This window comes from Streptomyces himalayensis subsp. himalayensis (genome assembly GCF_013778455.1).
GTDB lineage: Bacteria > Actinomycetota > Actinomycetes > Streptomycetales > Streptomycetaceae > Streptomyces > Streptomyces himalayensis.
Genome location: NZ_JACEHE010000018.1, coordinates 58,781 through 80,848, shown reverse-complemented (window position 1 = coordinate 80,848; position 22,068 = coordinate 58,781). Strand labels below are relative to the sequence as shown.

At 71.4% G+C, this 22,068-nt stretch carries 19 protein-coding genes and 1 pseudogene; 9 read left to right on the top strand and 11 right to left on the bottom strand.

Annotation, left to right across the window (positions count from 1 at the left end):
• Positions 1-57 precede the first annotated feature (57 nt).
• Positions 58-2,613: a valine--tRNA ligase gene (gene valS, locus H1D24_RS26950; protein WP_181660296.1), complete on the top strand. Its 2,556-nt coding sequence runs from the start codon at positions 58-60 to the stop codon at positions 2,611-2,613.
• Positions 2,614-3,416: 803 nt separating this feature from the next.
• Here valS and H1D24_RS42640 read toward each other — a convergent pair.
• Positions 3,417-4,224: pseudogene (locus H1D24_RS42640) on the bottom strand (DMT family transporter); the annotation flags it as partial.
• The gene (locus H1D24_RS26940) at positions 4,221-5,108 is read right to left on the bottom strand and encodes a phosphatase PAP2 family protein (RefSeq protein ID WP_181660295.1); all 888 of its coding nucleotides are present in this window, start codon (positions 5,106-5,108) and stop codon (positions 4,221-4,223) included. The pseudogene H1D24_RS42640 and the gene H1D24_RS26940, both read right to left, overlap by 4 nt.
• Positions 5,109-5,292: 184 nt before the next feature.
• Here H1D24_RS26940 and H1D24_RS26935 point away from each other — a divergent pair, with 184 nt between their 5' ends.
• Positions 5,293-5,907 (top strand): TetR/AcrR family transcriptional regulator, encoded by a 615-nt coding sequence (locus tag H1D24_RS26935; RefSeq protein ID WP_181660294.1) that lies wholly within the window; start codon positions 5,293-5,295, stop codon positions 5,905-5,907.
• A gap of 232 nt (positions 5,908-6,139) precedes the next feature.
• Here H1D24_RS26935 and H1D24_RS26930 read toward each other — a convergent pair whose 3' ends face one another.
• On the bottom strand, positions 6,140-7,114 hold the full coding sequence (locus H1D24_RS26930) for a DUF2510 domain-containing protein (RefSeq protein WP_181660293.1): 975 nt from the start codon (positions 7,112-7,114) through the stop codon (positions 6,140-6,142).
• Positions 7,115-7,359: 245 nt separating this feature from the next.
• Between H1D24_RS26930 and H1D24_RS26925 the strand changes: the two genes are divergently transcribed.
• The gene (locus tag H1D24_RS26925; protein WP_181660292.1) at positions 7,360-10,026 is read left to right on the top strand and encodes an ATP-binding protein; all 2,667 of its coding nucleotides are present in this window, start codon (positions 7,360-7,362) and stop codon (positions 10,024-10,026) included.
• Positions 10,027-10,330: 304 nt separating this feature from the next.
• Here H1D24_RS26925 and pcaDC read toward each other — a convergent pair whose 3' ends face one another.
• Genes pcaDC through H1D24_RS26890 form a run of 7 tightly spaced genes read right to left on the bottom strand, consistent with a single transcriptional unit; the run spans position 10,331 to position 16,881 of the window.
• Positions 10,331-11,467 (bottom strand): bifunctional 3-oxoadipate enol-lactonase/4-carboxymuconolactone decarboxylase PcaDC, encoded by a 1,137-nt coding sequence (gene pcaDC, locus H1D24_RS26920; RefSeq protein WP_258564334.1) that lies wholly within the window; start codon positions 11,465-11,467, stop codon positions 10,331-10,333.
• Between the two features lie 16 nt (positions 11,468-11,483).
• Positions 11,484-12,821: a 3-carboxy-cis,cis-muconate cycloisomerase gene (gene pcaB / locus H1D24_RS26915; RefSeq protein WP_181660291.1), complete on the bottom strand. Its 1,338-nt coding sequence runs from the start codon at positions 12,819-12,821 to the stop codon at positions 11,484-11,486.
• Positions 12,818-13,381 (bottom strand): protocatechuate 3,4-dioxygenase subunit alpha, encoded by a 564-nt coding sequence (gene pcaG / locus H1D24_RS26910; RefSeq protein WP_258564333.1) that lies wholly within the window; start codon positions 13,379-13,381, stop codon positions 12,818-12,820. The genes pcaB and pcaG overlap by 4 nt, the downstream gene beginning before the upstream one ends.
• A 5-nt stretch (positions 13,382-13,386) precedes the next feature.
• Entirely contained in the window at positions 13,387-14,157 is a 771-nt protein-coding gene (gene pcaH / locus H1D24_RS26905) for a protocatechuate 3,4-dioxygenase subunit beta (RefSeq protein ID WP_181660289.1), read from the bottom strand.
• A 38-nt stretch (positions 14,158-14,195) separates the two neighbouring features.
• The gene (locus tag H1D24_RS26900; protein WP_181660363.1) at positions 14,196-15,437 is read right to left on the bottom strand and encodes a thiolase family protein; all 1,242 of its coding nucleotides are present in this window, start codon (positions 15,435-15,437) and stop codon (positions 14,196-14,198) included.
• Positions 15,438-15,439: 2 nt separating this feature from the next.
• On the bottom strand, positions 15,440-16,099 hold the full coding sequence (locus tag H1D24_RS26895) for a CoA transferase subunit B (RefSeq protein WP_181660288.1): 660 nt from the start codon (positions 16,097-16,099) through the stop codon (positions 15,440-15,442).
• Entirely contained in the window at positions 16,099-16,881 is a 783-nt protein-coding gene (locus H1D24_RS26890) for a CoA transferase subunit A (protein ID WP_181660287.1), read from the bottom strand. The genes H1D24_RS26895 and H1D24_RS26890 overlap by 1 nt, the downstream gene beginning before the upstream one ends.
• Positions 16,882-17,106: 225 nt before the next feature.
• Between H1D24_RS26890 and H1D24_RS26885 the strand changes: the two genes are divergently transcribed.
• Positions 17,107-17,574 (top strand): MarR family winged helix-turn-helix transcriptional regulator, encoded by a 468-nt coding sequence (locus H1D24_RS26885; protein ID WP_181660286.1) that lies wholly within the window; start codon positions 17,107-17,109, stop codon positions 17,572-17,574.
• A 94-nt stretch (positions 17,575-17,668) separates the two neighbouring features.
• Here H1D24_RS26885 and H1D24_RS26880 read toward each other — a convergent pair whose 3' ends face one another.
• The gene (locus tag H1D24_RS26880) at positions 17,669-18,691 is read right to left on the bottom strand and encodes a DUF3048 domain-containing protein (RefSeq protein WP_181660285.1); all 1,023 of its coding nucleotides are present in this window, start codon (positions 18,689-18,691) and stop codon (positions 17,669-17,671) included.
• 124 nt (positions 18,692-18,815) lie between these two features.
• On the opposite strand from H1D24_RS26880, the gene H1D24_RS44150 reads away from it, so the two are divergent.
• The 5 genes from H1D24_RS44150 to H1D24_RS42635 all read left to right on the top strand — a co-directional run bounded on the left by H1D24_RS44150 (position 18,816) and on the right by H1D24_RS42635 (position 22,015).
• Complete coding sequence (locus H1D24_RS44150) at positions 18,816-18,908, top strand: putative leader peptide (RefSeq protein ID WP_374064379.1); 93 nt, start codon at positions 18,816-18,818, stop codon at positions 18,906-18,908.
• A gap of 233 nt (positions 18,909-19,141) precedes the next feature.
• A complete protein-coding gene (locus H1D24_RS26875) occupies positions 19,142-20,203 on the top strand; it encodes an ABC transporter substrate-binding protein (RefSeq protein WP_181660284.1) in 1,062 nt (353 codons plus the stop codon).
• Entirely contained in the window at positions 20,200-21,069 is an 870-nt protein-coding gene (locus tag H1D24_RS26870) for an ABC transporter permease (RefSeq protein ID WP_181660283.1), read from the top strand. Before H1D24_RS26875 ends, H1D24_RS26870 begins: the two co-directional genes overlap by 4 nt.
• Positions 21,045-21,890 carry an ABC transporter ATP-binding protein gene (locus H1D24_RS26865; RefSeq protein ID WP_181660282.1) on the top strand — a complete coding sequence of 282 codons (846 nt, stop codon included), beginning with the start codon at positions 21,045-21,047 and terminating at the stop codon, positions 21,888-21,890. The genes H1D24_RS26870 and H1D24_RS26865 overlap by 25 nt, the downstream gene beginning before the upstream one ends.
• The gene (locus H1D24_RS42635) at positions 21,887-22,015 is read left to right on the top strand and encodes a hypothetical protein (protein WP_258564350.1); all 129 of its coding nucleotides are present in this window, start codon (positions 21,887-21,889) and stop codon (positions 22,013-22,015) included. Before H1D24_RS26865 ends, H1D24_RS42635 begins: the two co-directional genes overlap by 4 nt.
• Positions 22,016-22,068 lie beyond the last annotated feature (53 nt).

The following is a 22,068-nucleotide window of genomic DNA, read 5'->3' as shown; positions in this document are numbered from 1 at the left end:
CCGCCCGCGCGAAAATCACTGATCGCGCGGGCGGGTGTCTGGCTAGCATGTCGGGGCATGACCTTCAACCATCGCCGTAACGGCGCCCCCGACAAGCCCGCCCTCGACGGGCTGGAAGAGAAATGGTCCGGGCGATGGGATGAGCTGGGCGTATTCGTGTTCGACCGCTCGAAGACGCGTGACGAGATCTTCTCGATCGACACCCCGCCGCTCACCGCGAGCGGTTCGCTGCACATCGGGCACGTCTTCTCCTACACGCACACCGACACGGTCGCCCGCTTCCAGCGCATGCGCGGCAAGGAAGTCTTCTATCCGATGGGCTGGGACGACAACGGCCTGCCCAGCGAGCGGCGTGTCCAGAACCACTACGGCGTCCGCTGCGACCCGTCGCTGCCGTACGACCCGGCGTTCAGGCCTCCTCACACGCCGGGAAAGCAACAGATCCCCGTCTCCCGCCGCACCTTCGTCGAGCTCTGCGACCGGCTGACCGCCGAGGACGAGAAGGCTTACGAGCAGGTGTGGCGGAGGCTCGGGCTGTCGGTCGACTGGACGCGGCCGTACCGGACGATCGACGCCGAGGCGCGCGCCACCTCGCAGTTGGCCTTCCTGCGGAATCTCGAGCGGGGGGAGGCGTATCTCGCCGAGGCGCCCACACTGTGGGACGTCACGTTCCGTACGGCGGTCGCCCAGGCGGAGCTGGAGGACCGGGAGCGGCAGGCCGCGTACCACCGGCTCGCCTTCCAAGGCCCCGGCGGCGACCGGATCATGATCGAGACGACGCGCCCCGAGTTGCTGCCCGCGTGTGTCGCGCTGGTCGCCCACCCCGACGACGAGCGGTACAGGGGCCTGTTCGGCACGACGGTCCGTACGCCCCTGTTCGGCGTCGAGGTGCCGGTCCACGCGCACTATCTGGCAACGCCGGACAAGGGGTCCGGGATCGCCATGGTCTGCACGTTCGGGGACACGACGGATGTCACGTGGTGGCGCGAACTGCGGCTCGCCACGCGGCCGGTGATCGGCTGGGACGGCCGCTTCGTCGCGGAGACGCCCGCCGGCGTCGAATCGCCGGAGGCGCGCTCGGCGTACGCCCGGCTGGCCGGTGCCACCGCGCACACCGCACGCGAGCGCGTCGTCGCCCTGCTCCGGGAGAGCGGAGAGATGGAGGGGGAGCCGCGGCCGGTCACGCACGCGGTCAAGTTCTTCGAGAAGGGAGACAAACCGCTGGAGATCGTCACCACCCGCCAGTGGTACCTGCGCAACGGCGGGCGCGACGACGAGCTCCGCGAGCAACTCCTGCGGCGCGGCAGCGAGCTGGAGTGGCACCCGCCGCACATGCGCACGCGCTACGAGAACTGGGTCAGCGGACTCAACGGCGACTGGCTGGTCAGCCGCCAGCGGTTCTTCGGCGTGCCGATCCCCGTCTGGTACCCGCTCGACGGGGACGGACAGCCCGACTACGACCGGCCGATCGTCCCGGACGGGGCGGCCCTCCCGGTCGACCCGAGCGCCGAGGCCCCCGCGGGATACCGCGAGGAGCAGCGCGGCGAGCCGGGCGGGTTCATCGGCGACCCGGACGTCATGGACACCTGGGCGACCTCCTCGCTCACCCCGCAGATCGCCGGGCGGTGGATGGCCGACCCGGACCTGTTCGGGCGGGTCTTCCCGATGGACGTCCGGCCGCAGGCCCACGAGATCATCCGGACCTGGCTGTTCTCCACGGTGGTGCGTGCCCACACCGAACACGGCACGCTGCCATGGCGGCATGCCACGATCTCCGGCTGGATCCTGGACCCCGACCGCAAGAAGATGTCGAAGTCCAAGGGCAATGTCGTCACGCCGGTCGACCTGCTCGAGCAGTACGGCTCGGACGCGGTCCGCTACTGGGCCGCCGGCGCACGGCCCGGCACGGACACGGCCTTCGACATCGGGCAGATGAAGATCGGGCGGCGGCTCGCGACGAAGATCCTCAACGTGGGCAGGTTCGTGCTCGGCTTCGGCGACGCCGAACCGGACGCCTCCGTCACCGAGCCGCTCGACCGCGCCATGCTCGCGGGTCTTGCCGGCGCTGTCGAGGAAGCCACCGCCGCCTTTGAGGAGTTCGACTACGCCCGCGCCCTCGAACGCACGGAGCAGTACTTCTGGCGGTTCTGCGACGACTACGTCGAGCTCGTCAAGGCCCGTGCCTACGGCGACCAGGGCGACGTCGCCGGTGCGCAGTCCGCTCGCGCGGCGCTGCGGACGGCACTGGACACCTTTCTGCGCCTGTTCGCCCCCGTCCTCCCCTTCGTCACGGAGGAGGTCTGGTCGTGGTGGGCGGAGGGGTCGGTGCACCGTGCCGCCTGGCCCGACGCGGACCGGCTGCGCGGACTGGCCGAGGGCGTGGACGAGACGCTGCTCGGCACGGCCTCGGACGTCATCGCGTCGGTCCGCAAGGCCAAGTCGGAGGCGCAGGTGTCGATGCGTACGGAGGTCACCAAAGCGGTGGTGACGGCGTCCCGTTCGGACCTCGACCGCTTCGCGCGGGTCGCCCAGGACGTGCGCGCGGCCGGGCGCATCGGGGTCGTGGAACTGCGGGAGGGGAGCGGGCCGCCGGCGGTTCGGGTGAGCCTATAGCCCAGGAAGGTCGTGTCTTCGCGAAGGCCGCGGCTTCTGCGAAAGCTGCGGCTGCTACCAAAGCCGTGTCGAGGGCCGACGGCCGGCCGCTCGGTTGTGCCGCGACGGCCGGTTCGTAGGCAGGGAGCGGTTCGAAGACGCGGCCGAGCCGGTACGCGGCGGCGGTCGCGTGCCGACCGCGGCAGCCCATTCGGGGCTGCCGCGACATCAGCGGGCGCGGGTCCGCGCGGCGGGACCCCTTCGCCGACACGCACGGGCGCGAATGCCAAGCACTGCGATGCCGCGGGCGCTTCGGCGACGAGGCCGGCGCCCGGTGGTCGGGACCGGTTCGTCGGCGGACTCGGGTCCGTACGACGGGCGCCCACGCGGGCTGTCATGCACCGCGGGTCCGACGGGGTCGGGCACCCTGCCGAACGGCACGGCGCCGTACGGTGGGGGCGCCCCATGGGACAAGGCGGGCTCGTGTGGCCCGGGGGTCCTGTCCGACTCGTAGCCTTCGCCCAAGCCGTAGCCGCCGTCAGAGGCGCGGCCCCCTTGCAAGACGCGGTGCTCGTACGAGGCGTGGCCCCCGTCCGAGGGGTGCCCCTCGTTCAAGGCGCGGCCCCCTCCCCAGGGGCGTCCCACATCGAAGGTGTGGACGTCGTCCCAGGCACGGCGCTCGTACGAGGCGTGACGCTCGTCCAACGCGCCCGCCCCATCCCCGTGCCCGATGAAGTCCAACGCGCCCGCCCCATCACCGTGACCCCCGACGGTCGGCGCGCCCACCGGCTGCCGCGCCTGTGACTGGTTCTCGGAGTGCTGGGCGAGGACCACCACACCGCGTGCGGCCGTCGCCGCCCCCGCAAAGGCGAGGAGCAGGCCGGCGAGGCCGCCCTGGAAGCGCTCTCCGAGCAGGGTGAGGCCGATGACGGCGGCGGCGATCGGGTTGGCCAGGGTGACGACGGCGAGGGGTGCGCCGAGGCCGCCCCGGTAGGCGGTCTGCGCCAGGAGGAGCCCGCCCACCGCGAAGGCCGCGACCAGCAGCGCCACCACGAACACCCGGACGTCGAGCAGCGGACCCGAGTGCTCCGTGACCGCCACGGTCACGGTCTGGGTGAGGGCCGACGCGACGCCCGACGCGATGCCGGACGCGGAAGCGTGCCGCAGCCCGGGACGGGCGCCGGGCCGCGAGAGCACACCGATCAGCAGCATCGTCGCGGCCGCGACGCCCACCGCCTGAGCCGACGAGAGGGTGTCGTCGGGGGCCGGCCCCGACGTGGTGAGCAGCAGGGCGCCCAGACCGAGGAGGGTGAGCCCCGTGCCGCGCCACTCGACACGGCTGACGCGCCGCCCGGCGAGCCGTGCGCCCAGCGGCACGGCGGCGACCAGAGTGAGCGCTCCCAACGGCTGCACGAGGGTCAGCGGCCCGTACCTCAGGGCGACCACGTGCAGCAGCGCCGCGGACGCGTTCAGCGCCACCGACCCCCACCAAGCCCCGCTGCGGAACAGCCGGAGCAAGCCGGTGTCCCGTTCCCGGTTCCGCGCGGCAAGACGTTCCTGCGCCACAGCGGCGACCGCGTACGCGATCGCGGACAGCAGCGACAGCACCAGGGCGACGAGTGTGGCGCTCATCGGCCCGCCCTCGCCCGTGCCATGGAGCCGGCTCCGGCCGGGGCGGCACCGCCCCGCGCCACCACCAGCGAGCGGCGAGGCCACAGCATGTCCCCCGTATGAGGCATGCGGACGACTGCCAGGGCCGCGCCCAGCAGAACCGCGGCCGCGATCGCGTCGAGCCAGTAGTGGTTGGCCGTGCCGACCACCACCAGCAGGGTGAGCAGCGGATGGAGCAGCCATAGCCATCGCCACCGTGACCGGGTCGCGGCCATGAGGCCTACGGCGACCATCAGGGCCCAGCCGAAGTGCAGGGACGGCATCGCGGCGAACTGGTTCGCCATGGAGTCGGTCGCCGGCGTCGCGCCGTAGACCGACGGCCCGTACATCTGCGCGGTGTCTACGAGATGAGCCGTGTCGAGCAGGCGCGGCGGGGCGAGCGGAAACGCCAGATGCAGGACGAGCCCGGCCGCCGTGAGGGTGGCCAGCACCCGGCGGCTCCATACGTAGTGCCGCGGCCGTCGCAGATACAGCCAGGTCAGGAAGAGGGCGGTCGCCGGGAAGTGCACGGCCGCGTAATAGGTGTTGGCGAGGTGGATGAGCGCCTCGCTGTTCAGCAGCGGCTGTTGTACGGCCCCCTCGCCCGGCAGATGCAGGGCCCGCTCGAGGCTCCATATTCGGTGGGCGTTGTCGAAGGCCTCGTCGGTGTGGCCGTTCGCCAACTGTCTGCCGAACTTGTAGACGAGGAAGAGACCGGCGACGAGCAGCAGTTCACGGAGTAGCGGGGGCCGGACAGCGGCGGGCGCAGGCCCGCCTCTCTCCGGCTCGGGCTCCGGCTCGGGCTCTGGCTCTGGCTCCGAATCGGGCTCTGGTTCTGCTTCCGCAGGCTCGGTCTGGGATGGCATACCGGCCCCTTTACTGGCGACTTGTCCTTTTGTTCCGCTGTGAGCAGGGCTAACCGCTCTTGTGGAGGGACAGCTCAGCGCTCATCGATACGGAAGTGTACCGATACGCTGCCGTACCGGTACGCTGTCGTATCGATAAGGTGAGGAAGACCACCCGACGAGGAGAAGAGCCAGGAGCGGGACCATGACGTCGCAGTCGGCAGATGCAGTGAGTTCTTCGCGTCGCTCCAAGATCACGCCGGAGCGCGAGCAGGAGTTCTACGACGCCGTGTGCGAGCAGCTCCGGGAGCACGGCTATGGCTCCCTGACCATGGAGGGCGTCGCTGCCAGGAGCCGCTGCAGCAAGTCGACGCTCTACCGGCAGTGGAAGACCAAGCCCCAGCTGGTCGCCGCCGCGCTGCGCGCCTACAGCCGTACGGGGCTCGAGGACATCGACACGGGCAGCCTGGCCGATGACCTGCGTGCGGTGGTGCGGTTCGCGGGTGAGCGCTCCGGCAGGGACACCCAGCTCATGCAGGCGCTCGGCCATGCCGTCCTGCAGGACGAGGAGCTGCGGCGCGCACTGCGCGAGGCGGTCGTCGATCCGGAGATCGGCGTGATCGAGGACATGGTGCGACGCGCCGTGGAGCGTGGCGAGATCCCGGAGGACCATCCGGCCGCGGAGTTCGTCAGCGCACAGCTGCTGGGCGTGTTGCGCGCCCGTCCTCTCCTGGAGGGGTGCGACGCGGACACGCCGTATCTCATGCGCTTCCTGGAGGCCTGCGTGCTGCCCGCGCTAGGACTGGCCCGGAACACCTGATCGTCAGGCCGCCGCCTTCCGGATGGCGGGGCGGCGGTCTGCCCGCGCCGCACCGTGGGGACGGGGGCGGCGCGCACCCCCGGCCGGGCCGGGTCCCTCCTGAGCGGAGAGGGACCCCGCCCGGCCTCTCAAGCACCGCGGCCCTGCGCCCTACGAGAGACCGGACCATGCCCCGGCCCGTACTGCCCCGGGCCCGTACTGCCTCCGCCCGTACTGCCCGGCCCTTCGGGTTTCAGACCTCCCGCCCGTTGCCGCCGCCTCCGGAGGCGGCCTTGATCCCCTTCGTGATCTCGTCGATCAGGGACACCTTCGGGGCTTCGTCGCTGACGTCGATTCCGAAGCGCACGACGACGAGCGTGTCCTTGTCGGCCGGTGACGGGAACGCGAGGGACTCGACATAGCCGTCGTCGCCCTTGGCCGTGACGACCTTCCAGCGGACCTGGTAACCCTTCTGGCCCGCCACGGTCACCGCCTTCGACACCAGCTCGTCATGCGAGGTGATCTTGCCGTAGATCTTCCCGCCGTAGGACTCCTCGGCGTTCTTCTCGATGTCGGCCTTGGCAGCCGCCTCCGCGGTGGTCGCCTTGATGTCCAGTGCCGCGGCCGGCACGGAGAACGCCCCGCCGCGCACGCACGACTCCGATGTGTCGCCCGGGCACTTGTACGTCCCCGTCGTCACCCCGGCGCCGACCGCCCCGGACTGACCGTTCCAGCCGTCCGGAACGGGGAGGCTGATGCCGCTCGCCAGGTCGGTCGCATAGCCGTCCTCGGTCCGAGGGCCGCCGGACGGACCGCCGGACTCGGGCGCCCTCGGCGCACCGCTCTCTCCGCCCGGCCCGCCACCCGGCCCGCCCGGCAGCGACGGCGCGCCGGAAGGTGCCGAGTCCGCCCGGTCGCGGCCGCCTCCTGCGTCGTCGGACGTGAGGGCGTAGACACCGCCGGCGATGCCTGCCAGCACCGCGAGAGCCACACCGGCGCCGATGGCCGTACGCAGGCCGCGGCGCGGGTACTTGGCCGGATACACCGGGTACGCCGGATACGGCGGGGCCCCGGACGGCATCGTCGGGGGACCCCAGGCACCGGCGGATCCCACGGGACGTGTGTGGTCCGTCCACACACTGCCGTCCCACCACCGCTCGGTGCGGGGGCCGTCACTTGTCTGCCCGGGGTCGGAGTACCAACCCGGAGGAGGAGTCACCTGCGTCATGGACGCCACAGTATGAGCCCTGCCTGAAATCCCCATGAGAGGGACGCCGATCGGCGCGAAGAAGGGACGGTGAGCGCCATGTTGCGCGGGCGAACCGCAGGACGTCGGCCTGGACAAGTCCACCTGTCGACAAGACGTTTGCCCTCATGCGGCGGAAGGTGCCCCGGCCCCCTCACCTCAGGGGCGGTCCTCCCGCTAGGCTCGATTCCCGAACGTCGACTCACCGGGTTTCAGGGGGTAGCGGAATGACGCAGGGCCGGTCTGGACGGTTCGTCCCAGCCCCGCTCTGGGAGCGCGACTCCGAAATCGCCGAGGCCGCGCAGACGGTCGACGCGCTCCATTCGGGCGCGACATCCGGCAGCCTCCTCGTCTACAGCGGCGAAGCGGGCATCGGCAAGACCGCGCTGCTCACCGAGGTCGGCCGTATCGCCGAGGGCCGCTGCACCGTATGGTCCGCGCGCGGCGGCGAGACCGTCACCTCCGTCCCCTTCTACGTCCTGCGCCAGCTGCTGCAGCCAGCTCTTGTCGCACTCTCCGAGGGAGCGGCGCGCGAGTACCTCGGCGACTGGTACGACATCGCCGGGCCCGCCCTCGGCATCGCCCAGCCGACGGGCCGACAGGCCGACCCGCAGGGCGTGTTGAACGGCCTCGTCGCCGTGGCCCGCCGCTTCGCCCGGCTCCACTGGCCACTCGTGCTGCTGATAGACGACGCCCACTGGGCCGACCAGGAGACACTCCAGTGGCTCGCCGCGTTCGCCGAGCGCCTCGACGACCTGCCCGTACTCGTCGTGGTCGCCCACCGGCAGCGGGACACCGCCGACGAGAACGCGCGCCAACTGGAGCGGATCGGCGCGGCAGCCCGCCCGCGCACCACCCTGCGCGCCCTCACACCCGACGCGACGACGGGCCTCACCCGTGCCACACTCGGCGAGCACGCCGACGCCCCGTTCTGCCGCGAGGTCTGGGCGGTCACGGGCGGAAACCCGTACGAGACGGTGGAGCTGCTCGCGAAGGTGCAGGACAGCGAGTTGGAGCCCGTCGAGGCCTCCGCGGCCGAGCTGCGTACGCTCAACCGCTCGGCCCGTGGCCGCGGACTTATCGACCGGCTCGAGGCACTGGGCACCGACGTCACCCGGTTCGCACGGGCCGCCGCGATCCTCGGCACCAGGATCTCGCTCGAGCTCGCGGCCTCGCTCGCGGGGATGAAGCACGACGAGGCGCGACGCTGCGCGGAGGTACTGCGGACCACCCGTATCCTCACCGGCGGCGAGGACGAGGACGGCAGCGAACTGCTGGAGTTCGTGCACCCGCTGATCGCCACTACGGTCTACCGGTCCATCCCGCCGGCGACCCGCACCGCGCTGCACGGCCACGCCGCATGGGCCGTCACCCAGTCGGGCCGGGGCGCCGCTGCCGCCGCCCGCCACCTCCTCGAAGTACACCCGGACGACGACCCGGAGCTCGTCGAGCAGATGCGCGAAGCCGCCCGCGAGCACCTCGCGGTGGGCGCCCCGGACGCCGCCCGCCGCTGTCTGGAGCGAGCCCTGCGGGAGCCGCCGCTGCCGGACGTCCACGCGCGCGTGCTCTACGAACTGGGCTGCGCCACCTTCCTCACCTCGCCCGCCACCACCATCGGCCACCTGCGTGAGGCGCTGGCCGTGCCCGGCCTGGAAGGTCATCTGCGGGTGGACGCCGTGTGCCGCCTCTCGCAGGCGCTCGTCCACAACGACCAGCTGGAAGAGGCCGTCCGCATCGTCGACGACGAGGCCGCACGCCTGGAACCGGGGCCCGCGCGGATGCGGCTGCTCGCCATGCACTACCTGTGGGAGGGCATCCACGCCGGCGAGCAGGACTCGCCCGGCCGCTCCCGCAGCCTCGCCGAGCTGGCCGGACCCCTCACCGGCCGTGACAACTCCGAACGCGCCCTGCTGATCCTGCGCGCCTTCGACGCGATGGCGCGCGGCGAGAACGCCGAGGAGGTCGTCGAGTTCTGCGACCGGTCCCTCGTCAACGGCAGCCTTGCCCCCGGCCTCGGCTGGACCGACACCGAATGGGGCTTCGAACTCCTCCTGATGCTCGGCATCTCCTACCTGTTCGCGGACCGCGTCGACCGCGCCCACAGCCTGTTCACCGAGGGGCTGCGCGCCTACGAGACCGCCGGGTGGAGCGGCGGCCACCTCGCCTTTGCGCACGCCAGCGTCGGCTATGTGCACCGCATACGCGGAAAACTCACGGAAGCCGAGGCGTATCTGCGCGAGAGTCTGCGCCTCGCCGACCGGGTCGGGCGCGGCCTGCCCATGCACTGGGACGCGGCCTGCATGCTCATCGACACCCTGCTGGCCCGTGGCCACGTCGACCAGGCCAAGGAGATCGCGGACCGCTACGGCTTCGCACCGCCCTACCCGTCCACGATCGTCGTGCCGGACGCCCATTCCGTACGCGGCCGGCTGCTGATCGCCTCGGGACGCATCAAGGAGGGCGTGACCGAACTGGAGGCGGCCGAGAACGCGGCCGCGGCCCGCGGCGGATACAACCCGATCATGGCGCCATGGGCCGGCGACCTCGTCCGCGCGCTCGCCGCGGACGACCCGGGGCGCGCGGTCGGCATCGCCGCCGCCGCCCGTCGCCAGGCCGAGCGGTTCGGCACGGACACCGCGATCGGCGAGGCCCTGCGCTGCGCCGCGGCCCTGGAGAGGGGACCGCGGTCCGTCACCCTGTACGCCAAGGCAGCCGCCCACCTTGAGGCATCGCCCTGCGCCTACGAACACGCCGTGGCCCGCGTCGAGTACGGCATAGCGGCCCGCTCGGTCGCCGAACTGACCCGCGGCCTCACCCTGGCCCGCTCCTGCGGCGCCGACGGCTTGGCGGCCCGGGCGCAGGAAGTGCTGGATACGGGTCGGGGGCTGCACTGAGGCGGCCCACTCGGCCTGACCCGAGTGGGCCTCGGCGGTCCACGCTCAGCCGACGGCGGCGGCGTGCGTGCACGCTGGGAGGCTTCTGATGCGGCTCCGGCGTGGGAGGTACCACCAGCGTTGTTGACGTCCGTCAACGACGCTCCGCGTCGCCTGACTAGGCACGCGGACGATGTCCGGCCGTGTCCGACGATGACCCTGCTGTGCCTATTTCTCGCAGGCACACGTCATCGCCCGTGCCCGGTCCTGTCCGTCACGCGCCATGAGCGTTCTGCACACGCCATGACCTCCGGCCGGACGTCCGTCAGGACTCCGCCTCCTCCTCGGCCAGCACCCGCTGGGCCACCGAGAACGCCGAGTTGGCCGCCGGGACACCGCAGTACACGGCGGTCTGCAGCAGCACCGCGCCGATCTCCTCGGGCGTCAGTCCGTTGCGCCGAGCCGCACGCACATGCATCGCCAGCTCGTCGTAGTGCCCGTGCGCGACCAGCGCCGTCATGGTGATCATGCTGCGCTCACGGCGCGACAGGGTGGGGTCCGTCCAGATCTCGCCCCATGCGTAGCGGGAGATGAAGTCCTGGAAGCGGGCGGTGAAGCCGGTCGTCCGCGACTGGGCACGGTCCACGTGCGCGTCGCCGAGCACCTCGCGGCGGACGCGCACGCCCCGCTCGGCGTCGCCGTCGAAGTGGGCGCGCAGTGCGGTCAGTACGGCCTCGGGCCGCTCCGCGGGAGCGAGGTGCGAGGCGCCGGGGAGCTCGACGAGCATGGAGCCGGGCACCGCGTCGGCGATCTCCCGCAGATGGGAGGGCGGAGTCGCCGGGTCCTCACGGCCCGCTATCAGCAGGGTCGGCGCGCTGATCGCGGACAGCTCGTCCCGGATGTCGAAGGCGGCCAGCGCGTCACAGCAGGCGGCGTACGCCTCGGGGGCCGCGGTGCGGTGGTCCTCCACCAGAGCCGGCACGGTGAAGCCGGGCGTGAACCACCGGGTCGGCGCGTTGTCCGCGAGTGCGCCCAGCCCTTCGCGGCGTACGAGCGCGGCACGCTCCTCCCAGGGCGCCCGCCCGTTGAAGTGCGCGGAGGAGCAGATCACGGCCAGGCTGGTCACCCGCTCCGGGTGGTGCACGGCCAGGTGCAGGCCGACGGCTCCGCCGAGCGAGACCCCGGCGTACGCGAAGCGGTCGATGCCGAGTGAGTCGGCGAGGGAGAGGACGAGTTCAGCCAGCTCGTCGACCGTGGCGCCCGGGCCGATCAGGTCGGCCGGGGAGCCGCCGTGGCCGGGCAGATCCCAGCGTACGACCCGGTGGGTGACGGCCAGTTCGGGCGCGACGGCGTCCCACAGGGCGGTCGAGGTGCCGAGCGAGGGGCCGAGGATCAGTGGGGGAGCGGTGGCCGGACCGTCGGTGCGGTGGTGCAGCAGCTTGCCGGTGGGCTTGGTGTTCAACGTCGCTCCGTGGTGTTCAACGTCGCTTCAGGGCGCGGTCGGTGAGGACTCCGGCTGAGCCGGTGTAGCGGGTGGGGTCGGTGAGTTCGGCGAGGTCCTGGTCCGCGAGGTCCGGTGCCTCGGCGAGGATGTCTGAGAGCGCTCTGCCCTCCGTGCGGGTGCGCTTGGCGGCATCGGTGAGCAGCGCCTTCGCGCGGGCCCGGCCCAGATGCGGGGTGAGCTCGGCGGCCAGCCGTTCGGAGACGATCAACCCGTGGGTCATGTCCAGGTGTTCGCGCATCGTCTCCGGGTGCACCTGGAGGCCCCCGGCGAGCTCGGCGGTATCGCGCGCGGCACCGCCGGTCAGCCGGAGCAGATCGCGCAGCGGCTCCCACTCGGCGTGCCAGGCGCCCGCCGGGCGCTCGTCCTCGGCGGCGAGCGAGCCGTACAGCGTGGCGGCGAGGTGTGGGGCGCGGCGTGCGGCGGCTGCGATCAGCGTGGCGCGGACCGGGTTCGCCTTGTGCGGCATCGCGGAGGAGCCACCGCCGGTCCCTTCCGAGAGCTCGCCGATCTCCGTACGGGAGAGGGTGAGGACATCGGCCGCCGGCTTGCCGAGAGCGCTTACGGTGAAGGCGAGCGCGGACGCGAGGTCGGCGACCGGGGTGCGGAGGGTGTGCCACGGCAGCAGCGGCTCGGCGAGGCCGAGTTCGCGGGCGTAGGCGGTGACCAGGACGTCCACGGTGGGAAGATCAGCACCGAACGCCCGGAATGCGGCCAAGGTGCCCGCAGCGCCGCCGAGTTGGGCGGGCAGTCCGTCCCGCACCGCCCGCACCCGGTCCCGCGCGTCCAGTACCAGCGAGCGCCAGCCCGCCGCCTTCAGGCCGAACGTCGTCGGAACCGCGTGCTGGGTGAGGGTGCGGCCCGGCATCACCGTGTCGCGGTGGGCCGCGGCCAGCCGCGCCAGGGCCTGCTCCGCACGGGCCAGGTCGGCCAGGACCACGTCCAGCGTCCGCGACGCGACCAGCATCATGGCGGTGTCCATGATGTCCTGGCTCGTCGCGCCCCGGTGCACATACGGCGCGTACACCGCGGGCACGGCGGCGGTGAGGTCGCCGACCAGCGGAATCACCGGGTTGCCGCCGCCCCGCGCGCGCAGCGCGATATCGCGGATGTCGAAGCGGGCGGCGTCGGCCGCGGCGGTCACCGCCTCGGCCGCCTCCGCCGGGGCGAGCCCCGTGGCGGCCTGGGCACGGGTCAGTGCGGCCTCCGCGTCGAGCAGCGCCTGGAGGAAGGCGGTGTCGCTGGTAGCGCTCTCAGCGGGGGAGCCTGCCCGCCCGGGGGCGAGCAGGCCGGCGTCGGGATCGGCGGATGTCACTGGAACTCCAGGAAGACCGTTTCGCCTTCGCCCTGAAGGCGGATGTCGAAACGGTACGTCCGGTTCTGCTCCTCGGCAGCGACCAGCGTGGCCCGGCGATCCGCTGACAACGCGTCCAGCAGCGGGTCGGCGCCGTCCGTCAGATACGCCCGCGTGTACAGGTGGTGCAGCAGACCGCGCGCGAACACGCACACGCTGATGTACGGCAGGCCCGCGTTGCCGGGCGGAAGCGTGTACAGCGCGTAGTGCCCGTCGGCGTCCGTGGCGACCCGGCCGAAGCCGGTGAAGTCGATGCCGTTGCGGCCCAGGAACCCGCCGGTCACCGGGTCGCGCCGCAGCGAGCCGGGGGCGCCCTTCAGCGAACCGTCCGGGCCGGCCTGCCAGAACTCGAGTATCGCGTCCGGAACGGGATTGCCCTCACCGTCCAGCACGTACCCGTGCAGGGCGATGGTGTCGGGGTGGCCCTTCGGCGCGACCTGCTCGCCCTCGGGGAAGGGAAGCGCGTAGCCGTAGAAGGGGCCGACGGTGTGGGAGGGGGTGGGGAGAAGGGTCTCGCTCATGGTGCTTATCGGCCTTCCTCGATCCAGGTGGCGGAGGGACCGTCGAGGACGATGTCCCATTCGTAGCCGAGCGAGAACTCGGGCTGCGACAGGTCGTGGTTGTACGTCGCGACCAGGCGGTCGCGCGCCGACTCGTCCGTCACCGACCGCAGGATCGGGTCGTAGCGGAACAGCGGGTCGTTCGGGAAGTACATCTGCGTCACGAGCCGCTGCGTGAACGCCGTGCCGAACAGCGAGAAGTGGATGTGGGCGGGGCGCCACGCGTTGGTGTGGTTGCGCCACGGGTACGCGCCCGGCTTGATCGTGGTGAACGCGTACCGGCCCTCGTCGTCCGTGAGGGTGCGGCCGACACCGGTGAAGTTCGGGTCGAGCGGCGCCGGGTGCTGGTCGCGCAGGTGTGCGTACCGGCCGGAGGCGTTGGCCTGCCAGATCTCGACGAGCTGGCCGCGCACCGGACGCCCGTCGCGGTCGAGCAGCCGGCCCGAGACCGTGATGCGCTCGCCGAGCGGCTCGCCCTGGTGCTGGATGGTCAGGTCGTTGTCGGTGTCGGTGATGTCGGTCGGCCCGAAGACCGGCCCGGACAGCTCGATCGTCTCCGGGTCCCCGCCGTTGACGGCGACCAGCGGCTGCTTGGGGTGGCGCAGGACGGAGCTGCGGTAGGGGGCGTAGTCGCGCGGCGGGTGGTTCTGCGCCGGGGCACCGGCGGCGCGCGCCTTGTCGTATGCGGTCTGGAGGTCGTTGACCTCGACGTCGATGTCCGACTGAGTGAGAGCCATGGGCTTTTCCTGGGTTTCCTGCCTACGGAGGGACGGGGTCAGCGTTCGAGGACGAGGGCGAGGCCCTGGCCGACGCCGATGCAGAGGGTGGCCACGCCGGTGCCGCTGCCCGCGGCGGCCAGCTGGTGCGCGACGGTCCCGGCGAGGCGGGCACCGGAGGCACCCAGCGGGTGGCCGATGGCGATGGCGCCGCCGCGCGGGTTGAGGACCGCGGGGTCGAACTCGGGCCACTCGGCGACACAGCCCAGCACCTGGGCGGCGAACGCCTCGTTCAGCTCGAGCGTCGTCAGGTCGCCGAAGGTCTTGCCCGCCTTGGCGAGGGCCCTGTTGACCGCTTCCACGGGGGCCAGACCGAAGTAGTGCGGGTCGATCGCGGAGACGCCGCTCGCGCTCACCCGGGCCAGCGGCTGGCGGCCGGTGGCCTTCAGCCCCTCCTCGTCGACCAGCAGAAGGGCGGCCGCACCGTCGTTGAGAGGCGAGGCGTTGCCCGCCGTCACCGTGCCTCCCCCAGCCTCCGGCCGGGGGGACCCCCATCTCGCTTCGCTCGCCTGGCGGAAGGACGGCTTCAGTTTGGCCATGGCCGCGAGTGACGCATCGGGGCGTACGCACTCGTCGGCGCCGAAGACGACCGGCTCGCCCTTGCGCTGCGGGATCGACACGGGAGCGATCTCGCCGTCGAACAGGCCCGCGGCCTGCGCGGCAGCGGCCTTCTGGTGCGAGGCGAGGGCGAACGCGTCCTGCTGTTCCCGGCTGATCTTGTGCTTCTCGGCGATGAGCTCGGCCGACTCGCCCAGCGGGACGGTCCACTGCGGGTCCATCTTCGGGTTGACCATGCGCCAGCCCAGGGTGGTCGAGTACAGCTCGGTGTGCCCGGCCGGGAAGGGCTTGTCGTTCTTCGGCAGGACGTAGGGGGCACGGGTCATCGACTCGACGCCGCCGGCCAGGGCGATGGAGGCGTCGCCGAGCGCGATGGCCCGTGCGGCTTGGATGACGGCCTCGAGGCCGGAGGCGCACAGCCGGTTCACGGTCACACCCGGCACGGAGGTGGGCAGCCCGGCGAGCAGTCCGGCCATGCGGCCGACGTTGCGGTTCTCCTCGCCGGCGCCGTTGGCGTTGCCGAAGAACACGTCGCCGATCCGGGACGGGTCCAACTCGGGCGTACGGGCGAGGAGTTCGCGGATGGCGTGGGCGGCGAGGTCGTCCGGGCGGACGCTCGCCAGGCCCCCGTTGTACTTGCCGAACGGCGTCCGGACGGCGTCGACGATGTAGACGTCCCGCAGGCTCATGACTCGGTCCCTTCGGTGAGCTCTTCGGCGATGCGGACCTTGGCCGCGGTCTTGGCGGCGATCTCCTCGGCGGACACCCCGGGAGCGCTCTCGACGAGCAGGAGCCCGCCCCCGGTCACGTCCAGTACCCCGAGGTCTGTGATGATGCGGCCGACGCACGCCTTGCCGGTGAGCGGCAGGTCGCACTCCTCGACGATCTTCGGAGAGCCGTCCTTGGCGGTGTGGGTCATCACGACGATGACCTTGCGAGCGCCGTGGACCAGGTCCATCGCGCCGCCGATCCCCGTGATCATCTTGCCGGGGATGGCCCAGTTGGCGAGGTCTCCGTTCGCCGACACCTGCATGGCGCCGAGCACGGCGACGTCGATGTGCCCGCCGCGGATCATGCCGAACGACAGCGAGGAGTCGAAGTAGGAGGCGCCGGGCAGGACCGTGACGGTCTCCTTGCCGGCGTTGATCAGATCCGGGTCGACCTCGTCCTCGGTGGGGTACGGGCCGACGCCGAGGATGCCGTTCTCCGACTCCAGGACGACCTCCACGCCCTCCGGGAGGTAGTTCGGGATCAGCGTCGGCAGTCCGATGCCGAGGTTGACGTACTGGCCGTCCTCGAGCTCGCGCGCCGCACGCGCGGCCATCTCCTCGCGCGTCCAGGCCATTACTCGCTCACCGTCTCTCGTGCCGCGGGCGCGGAAACCGTGCGCCGTTCGATGCCCTTGTCGGCGGCCTGCTCGGGCGTCAGCGCGATCACGCGCTGCACGAAGATGCCCGGCAGATGCACCTCGTCCGGGTCGATCTCGCCCGGCTCGACCAGCTCCTCCACCTCGGCGATGGTGACCTTGCCCGCCATGGCCGCGAGCGGGTTGAAGTTGCGGGTGGACTTGTTGAACACCAGGTTCCCGTGCCGGTCGCCCTTGGCCGCCCGTACGAGGGCGAAGTCGGTGCGGATGCCGTGCTCGAGGACGTACTCCACGCCGTCGAACTCGCGGACCTCCTTCGGCGGCGAGGCCAGCGCGACACCGCCCTGGCCGTCGTAGCGCCAGGGCAGACCGCCGTCCGCGACCTGCGTGCCCACGCCCGCCGGGGTGTAGAAGGCGGGGATGCCGCAGCCGCCGGCCCGCAGCCGCTCGGCGAGCGTGCCCTGCGGGATCATCTCGACCTCGAGCTCGCCGCCCAGGTACTGGCGGGCGAACTCCTTGTTCGCGCCGATGTAGGAGCCTGTCACCCGGGAGATGCGGCCCGCGGCCAGCAGGATCGCAAGGCCCGAGTCCATCGCGCCGCAGTTGTTGGACACCACGCCGAGGCCCGAGACCCCGAGATCGTACAGCGCCTTGATCAGTACGTTGGGCACGCCGCTCAGGCCGAACCCGCCGACGGCGAGTGTCGCGCCGTCGGGCACGTCGGCCACGGCCGCAGCGGCTGTGGCGACCACCTTGTCCATCCGTGAAGCCTCATCTCTTCGAGCGCTCAGGGCCCTGGCACGCCATAATTAATCAGGGCACTGACTATTACCGCGAGGTTTCACACAAGCTGCCATCCGATCGTTGAACCGTCAAGGCCCCAGGAGAAGGCCCTTCAGTAGCTCGACAGGGGAGGGGTTGGCATTGAGTATTGTTCAGTGCACGAACGGAATCGGACGACGGACGGACCTGGTGGAGGAACACATATGGCTGCCGCGGTGGACCTGACCACCCATCCCGGGCACCTGGCCCGACGGCTGCAGCAGGCCCACTACCTGCTGTGGAACTCGATGGTCTCCGAGGAGACCACCTCGCCGCAGTTCGCCGTCCTGAACGCGCTCGTCGCCGAGCCGGGGCTCGACCAGCGCACCGTGGGCATGCGCGTGGGCCTGGACCGCTCCACCATCGCGGAGGTCATCAGCCGGCTCATCCGCCGCGGTCTGCTCGACAAGGTGCGCGACCCGCAGGACGGCCGCCGCTATCTGCTGCGGCTGACCGACGACGGTGTGCGGACGCACCGCAAACTGATCGTGCGCACGGCCCGTATGAACCAGGTGTTCCTCGCCCCGCTCTCCGCCGAGGAGCAGAGCGTTTTCATCGATCTGATCCGGCGGGTCGCCGACTCCGCGGAGGGGCTGCGCAATCCGGGGGAGCCGCTGGTGGCGCAGTCCTGAGGGGTGCCGCCCGGCGCCCCTCAGGACTGCGGGCGCCGCTCGGCGCCGCTCGAGGCAGGTGCGGGCGCCGGTCCGGCTGTGGGGACGCGAGCGCTCACGCCTTCACGAGCACCACCCACACCTGGCCGGGCGCGAACGTCATCCGCTTTCCCTCAGCCGTCGTGAACCCGGTCCCGTCCTCCGCCGAAGAGCGCTCCCAGCGGGTGTCGTAGGCGCGGCCGTCACGGAGTACGACCGCCGACCCCTCGCCCACCGTTTCCGAGAACGGGGACACATTGCCCCAGCGGTCGTGGAACCGGGAGTCCCGCACGGCGACGTACTGGACGACGACGGTGGAGGCGGCGAGCCGCTTCCCCTCGGCCGTGCGGGCCGCAGTTCCGTCCATGGCAACCAGCCACTTCTTCTGGTCCGCAGACCAGGTGAAGGTGAAGCGGGCGGCAGGGAAGCGGACCTTCCGCTCCCTGGTCACCGTGCCGCCCTCCGGCGCCGCACCGAACTCGAACCCGGTACTCGCGAGCCCACCCGGCTTCGGCGCCGGCTTCAGCGCTGCCGGGCGTAGATAGAGGTTGTACGGTGCGACCCGGTCCGCGCCTCGGAAGTAGGCGCCCGAAGGAGCCTTGCCGGGAGCCATGGCGGCGAGCGGCGCCGCGTCGATCAGCGGCTGCAGCTTCGACTGCGCCCCCGAGTAGGCGAGCGTCGGACGGTCGAACTGCCGCAGCAGCTCCAGATCCGTCTCACGTGCACTGCGCACCGGCCCCACGACGGACGGAAGCCGCGTCGCGTACACGGCCATCAGCCTGCTCAGCCCGCCCTCCACCTGCTCGACGTACACGACGTCGGCCGCGTCAAGGCCGGTCTGCGGGCGCGCCTGACGCACGTTGTCGATCTTCACGGCCAGGACGGGGCCATCGCCACCGCCGCCGGGCTCGGAAGTCTCGGGCGCCGGCGTCCGCTCACCGGGACGCGAGCCCTCATCCGGACCGCCCCCTGTCGTGCAGCCCACGGCCAGCGTGGTCAGTACCGCCACCGTTGCCGTCCAGCGACGTATTCGCGTCAGCGCTCCACTGTCCACACCGGCCCCCGTGTCCGCGTCCTCGGTTCTTCTGCCGAGGGGCATACCCCCTTTGGGTGGACATACCCCGGTGTCGGTCCGCCGGGTGTAACGCCCGCATGGCGGAAGTACAAAGGCGGTATTGCGGCATGGCGTAAACCAGGGAGGGCTCTTGACCGTTCCTTGGGTCATGGATAACTTCGGCGGCATGTGGATATTCCAGCGCCTCACACAGCGGCGCGCTGTCGATCTGATGCGCGTCTCCGGCGCTCTGTGTCGCTGACCTTCGTAGGCCCCCGTCCGCTGCTCTGTGGACGCTCTTGGCCGCGCGCATAATCCGCATTTCCCAGCGCGCTCCTAGCGCTTCCTTTCCATGCCTTCGTGCAACTTCCCGCAGAACTCCGTGAGGCTCGTACCGATCTCCGTGAGGCTCGTACAGACCTCGCGGCTCGTACGCACCTCCGTGAGGCTCCTGCAGATCTCCGTGAAGGTCCTGAAGAACCGGGGAACACGCCCATGTCCGTACGCACACGGGTCGCGCTCAGCGCTGCCCTGATAGCTCCACTGCTGCTGGCCGGCTGCGCCGGCACAACGGCATCCACCGCCGAGTCGAAGAACGTCGCCGACGTCAAGATTCCGGAAAAGGTGGATCCCGATACGACACTCACCATCGGGTCGCCCGAAATCCATGTCGCCCTGAAACTCTCCGGTGAGATAGACAAGCTGCCCTTCAAGGCGAAATGGGCCAATCTCAGTGGCGGACCCCAGTGCTCCGAAGCATTCCGGGCACATTCGCTGGACGTATGCTCCGCTGCGGAAATACCCTCCATTCACGCTCACTGGACGGGTCTCGACACGAAGCTGGTGGCCGCCGAATTCCGCAAGGACCCGATCGACCACCCCACGTACGAACTCGGCATCGCCCCCGGTGCCGATATCGACTCCCTGAAGGACCTGCGCGGAAAGAAGATCGCCTACAGTCCCGGGCAGGCCCAGGGCGCCCTCGTCCTGCGCATCCTCGCCAAGGCCGGGCTGACCAAGGAGGACGTGGAACTCGTCGAGCTGCCCAGCACCGGCGACGCGTATCCGACCGCTCTCGGCAGCCGCCAGGTCGATGCCGCCCCGCTAGGCAGCGTCAACATCAAGCGCTATCCCGCGAAGTACGGGAAGGACGGCGCAAAGACCATTCCGCACGGACTTCGCGACGATCCCGGCCATCTGTGGGTGCCCACGGAGGCAGTGAGCGATCCCGAAAAGGCGGCCGCGATAAGGGAGTTCGTCAAGTTCTGGGCGCGCGCACAGGTATGGATCGACCAGCACCCGGACGAGTGGATCGAGGGGTACTACATCAAGGACCAGGGGCTGACGCGCGAGGACGGCGAGTATCTCGTCAAGCAGAACGGGCACCCCGACATCCCCGCCGACTGGACCTCGGCCATCGAGCGCCAGCAGGGGACCATCGACCTGCTCGCGAAGGAGACCGGCAAGGAGAGCTTCGACGCGGAGACGCTCTTCGACCGGCGCTACGAGTCCGTCGCGGCCGACGCCATCAAGTCCGATGCGGAGGCAGGCTCATGAGCGCTCATGCACCCACTCTGACGAAGACCAAGACCCCCGTGACGGCCGCGGAGGCCGCGTCCACCGCCGCCGCTCCCGGTGGTCCGCGCCGCCGCCGTCTCGGCCCCGGCCGGCCGATCCGCTACGGCTGGGCGCTCGGCCCCGCGCTGCTGCTCGCCGTCTGGGCGGCCGGCTCCGCGGCCGGACTCATCGACCCCCGCAACCTCTCCGCGCCCTGGACCGTGGTCTCCACCGCCGGGGACCTCATCGCCGACGGGCGCCTCCAGTCGAACCTCGCCACCTCCGCGCAACGCGCCCTGCTCGGGCTGCTGTTCGGTGTCGCCGCCGGGCTCGCCCTGGCCGTCGTCTCCGGGCTCAGCAGGCTCGGCGAAGGCGTCATCGACGGTCCCGTGCAGATCAAGAGGGCCATTCCGTCGCTCGCCCTCATCCCGCTGCTGATCCTCTGGTTCGGCATCGGCGAGTCGATGAAGGTCATCACCATCGCGCTCGGCGTGTTCGTGCCCATCTACATCCACACCCACAACGGGCTGCGCACCATCGACAACCGCTACGCCGAGCTCGCCGAGACGGTGCGGCTCAGCCGCCCGCAGTTCCTGCGGCACGTCGTCCTCCCGGGCGCCCTGCCGGGCTTCCTGCTCGGCATGCGGTTCGCGGTCACCGCCGCCTGGCTGGCGCTCGTCGTCGTCGAGCAGGTCAACGCCACCAGCGGCATCGGCTACATGATGGAACTCGCCCGTACCTACGGGCAGACCGACATCATCATCGTCGGCCTCGTCGTCTACGGCCTCCTCGGCCTGGTCTCGGACGGACTCGTCCGGCTCGTCGAGAGGAGGGCCCTGTCATGGCGGCGCACACTGGCGGGCTGAGCACGGGCACAACCCCGGGCGCGAGGAACACCGGCACGGCCCCGGGCGTGGGGCCCACCACAGGTACGGCCGGCGGAGTGGTTCGTATCGCCGGTCTCGTACGCGCCTTCGGTGACCGAAAGGTCCTCGACGGCCTCGAACTCTCCATTGCCGCAGGCGAGTTCGTCGCCCTGCTGGGCCGTAGCGGCTCAGGCAAGTCCACGCTGCTGCGTGCCCTGGGCGGGCTCGACCACGAGGTCACCGGCACCGGCGAGATCATCGCCCCGGCCGAGGTCTCCGTCGTCTTCCAGGACGCCCGGCTGCTGCCGTGGAAACGCGTCCTCGGCAACGTGGTGCTGGGACTGACCGGCCCCGACGCCCTCGACCGCGGACGCGCGGCACTCGCCGAGGTGGGCCTCCAAGGCCGCGAGAAGGCCTGGCCCGTGGAGCTCTCCGGCGGCGAACAGCAGCGCGTCTCGCTCGCCCGCTCCCTGGTGCGCGAACCCGAACTGCTTCTGGCGGACGAGCCGTTCGGCGCCCTCGACGCGCTCACCCGCATCCGTATGCACACCCTGCTCAGGCGACTGTGCGAACGGCACCGACCCGCCGTACTGCTCGTCACGCACGACGTCGACGAGGCCATCGTCCTCGCCGACCGGGTCGTCGTCCTGGACGAGGGCCGCATCGCCGCCGACGTTCCCGTCGGGCCGGCCGTGGCGCGCCGCCACGGCAGCCCTGAGTACGCGGCGCTGCGCGACGAACTGCTGGCGCGCCTGGGCGTCGATCCGACGGAGGCCGACCCGGCGGCTTTCGACCCGACGGCGCAGGAGAGCGTGGCATGACCACGCTGGGGCCGCCTGTCGTGCCGGTCCTGCGCGAGCGGGGCCTGTTCCGGAGCTCGTACACCGGCACGACGCGGTCTGACCACTACGGACTGGCCAGGCCGGAGAGCCGGTACGCCTCGTAACGTCCCCCGGCCAGTCCTGAAACCGCCTGCTGACGCCTCGGCCGCCCAGGGCC

Bases quoted from the DNA above. Each gene is read 5' to 3' on its own strand.
- H1D24_RS26935 (WP_181660294.1), top strand. From the start codon at position 5,293: ATGACGTCGCAGTCGGCAGATGCAGTGAGTTCTTCGCGTCGCTCCAAG.
- H1D24_RS42635 (WP_258564350.1), top strand. From the start codon at position 21,887: ATGACCACGCTGGGGCCGCCTGTCGTGCCGGTCCTGCGCGAGCGGGGC.
- valS (WP_181660296.1), top strand. From the start codon at position 58: ATGACCTTCAACCATCGCCGTAACGGCGCCCCCGACAAGCCCGCCCTC.
- H1D24_RS26885 (WP_181660286.1), top strand. From the start codon at position 17,107: ATGGCTGCCGCGGTGGACCTGACCACCCATCCCGGGCACCTGGCCCGA.
- H1D24_RS26890 (WP_181660287.1), bottom strand. From the start codon at position 16,881: ATGGACAAGGTGGTCGCCACAGCCGCTGCGGCCGTGGCCGACGTGCCC.
- H1D24_RS26875 (WP_181660284.1), top strand. From the start codon at position 19,142: ATGTCCGTACGCACACGGGTCGCGCTCAGCGCTGCCCTGATAGCTCCA.
- H1D24_RS26925 (WP_181660292.1), top strand. From the start codon at position 7,360: ATGACGCAGGGCCGGTCTGGACGGTTCGTCCCAGCCCCGCTCTGGGAG.
- H1D24_RS26865 (WP_181660282.1), top strand. From the start codon at position 21,045: ATGGCGGCGCACACTGGCGGGCTGAGCACGGGCACAACCCCGGGCGCG.
- pcaH (WP_181660289.1), bottom strand. From the start codon at position 14,157: ATGGCTCTCACTCAGTCGGACATCGACGTCGAGGTCAACGACCTCCAG.
- H1D24_RS26940 (WP_181660295.1), bottom strand. From the start codon at position 5,108: ATGCCATCCCAGACCGAGCCTGCGGAAGCAGAACCAGAGCCCGATTCG.
- H1D24_RS44150 (WP_374064379.1), top strand. From the start codon at position 18,816: ATGGATAACTTCGGCGGCATGTGGATATTCCAGCGCCTCACACAGCGG.
- H1D24_RS26870 (WP_181660283.1), top strand. From the start codon at position 20,200: ATGAGCGCTCATGCACCCACTCTGACGAAGACCAAGACCCCCGTGACG.
- pcaG (WP_258564333.1), bottom strand. From the start codon at position 13,381: ATGAGCGAGACCCTTCTCCCCACCCCCTCCCACACCGTCGGCCCCTTC.
- H1D24_RS26880 (WP_181660285.1), bottom strand. From the start codon at position 18,691: ATGCCCCTCGGCAGAAGAACCGAGGACGCGGACACGGGGGCCGGTGTG.
- H1D24_RS26930 (WP_181660293.1), bottom strand. From the start codon at position 7,114: ATGACGCAGGTGACTCCTCCTCCGGGTTGGTACTCCGACCCCGGGCAG.
- H1D24_RS26895 (WP_181660288.1), bottom strand. From the start codon at position 16,099: ATGGCCTGGACGCGCGAGGAGATGGCCGCGCGTGCGGCGCGCGAGCTC.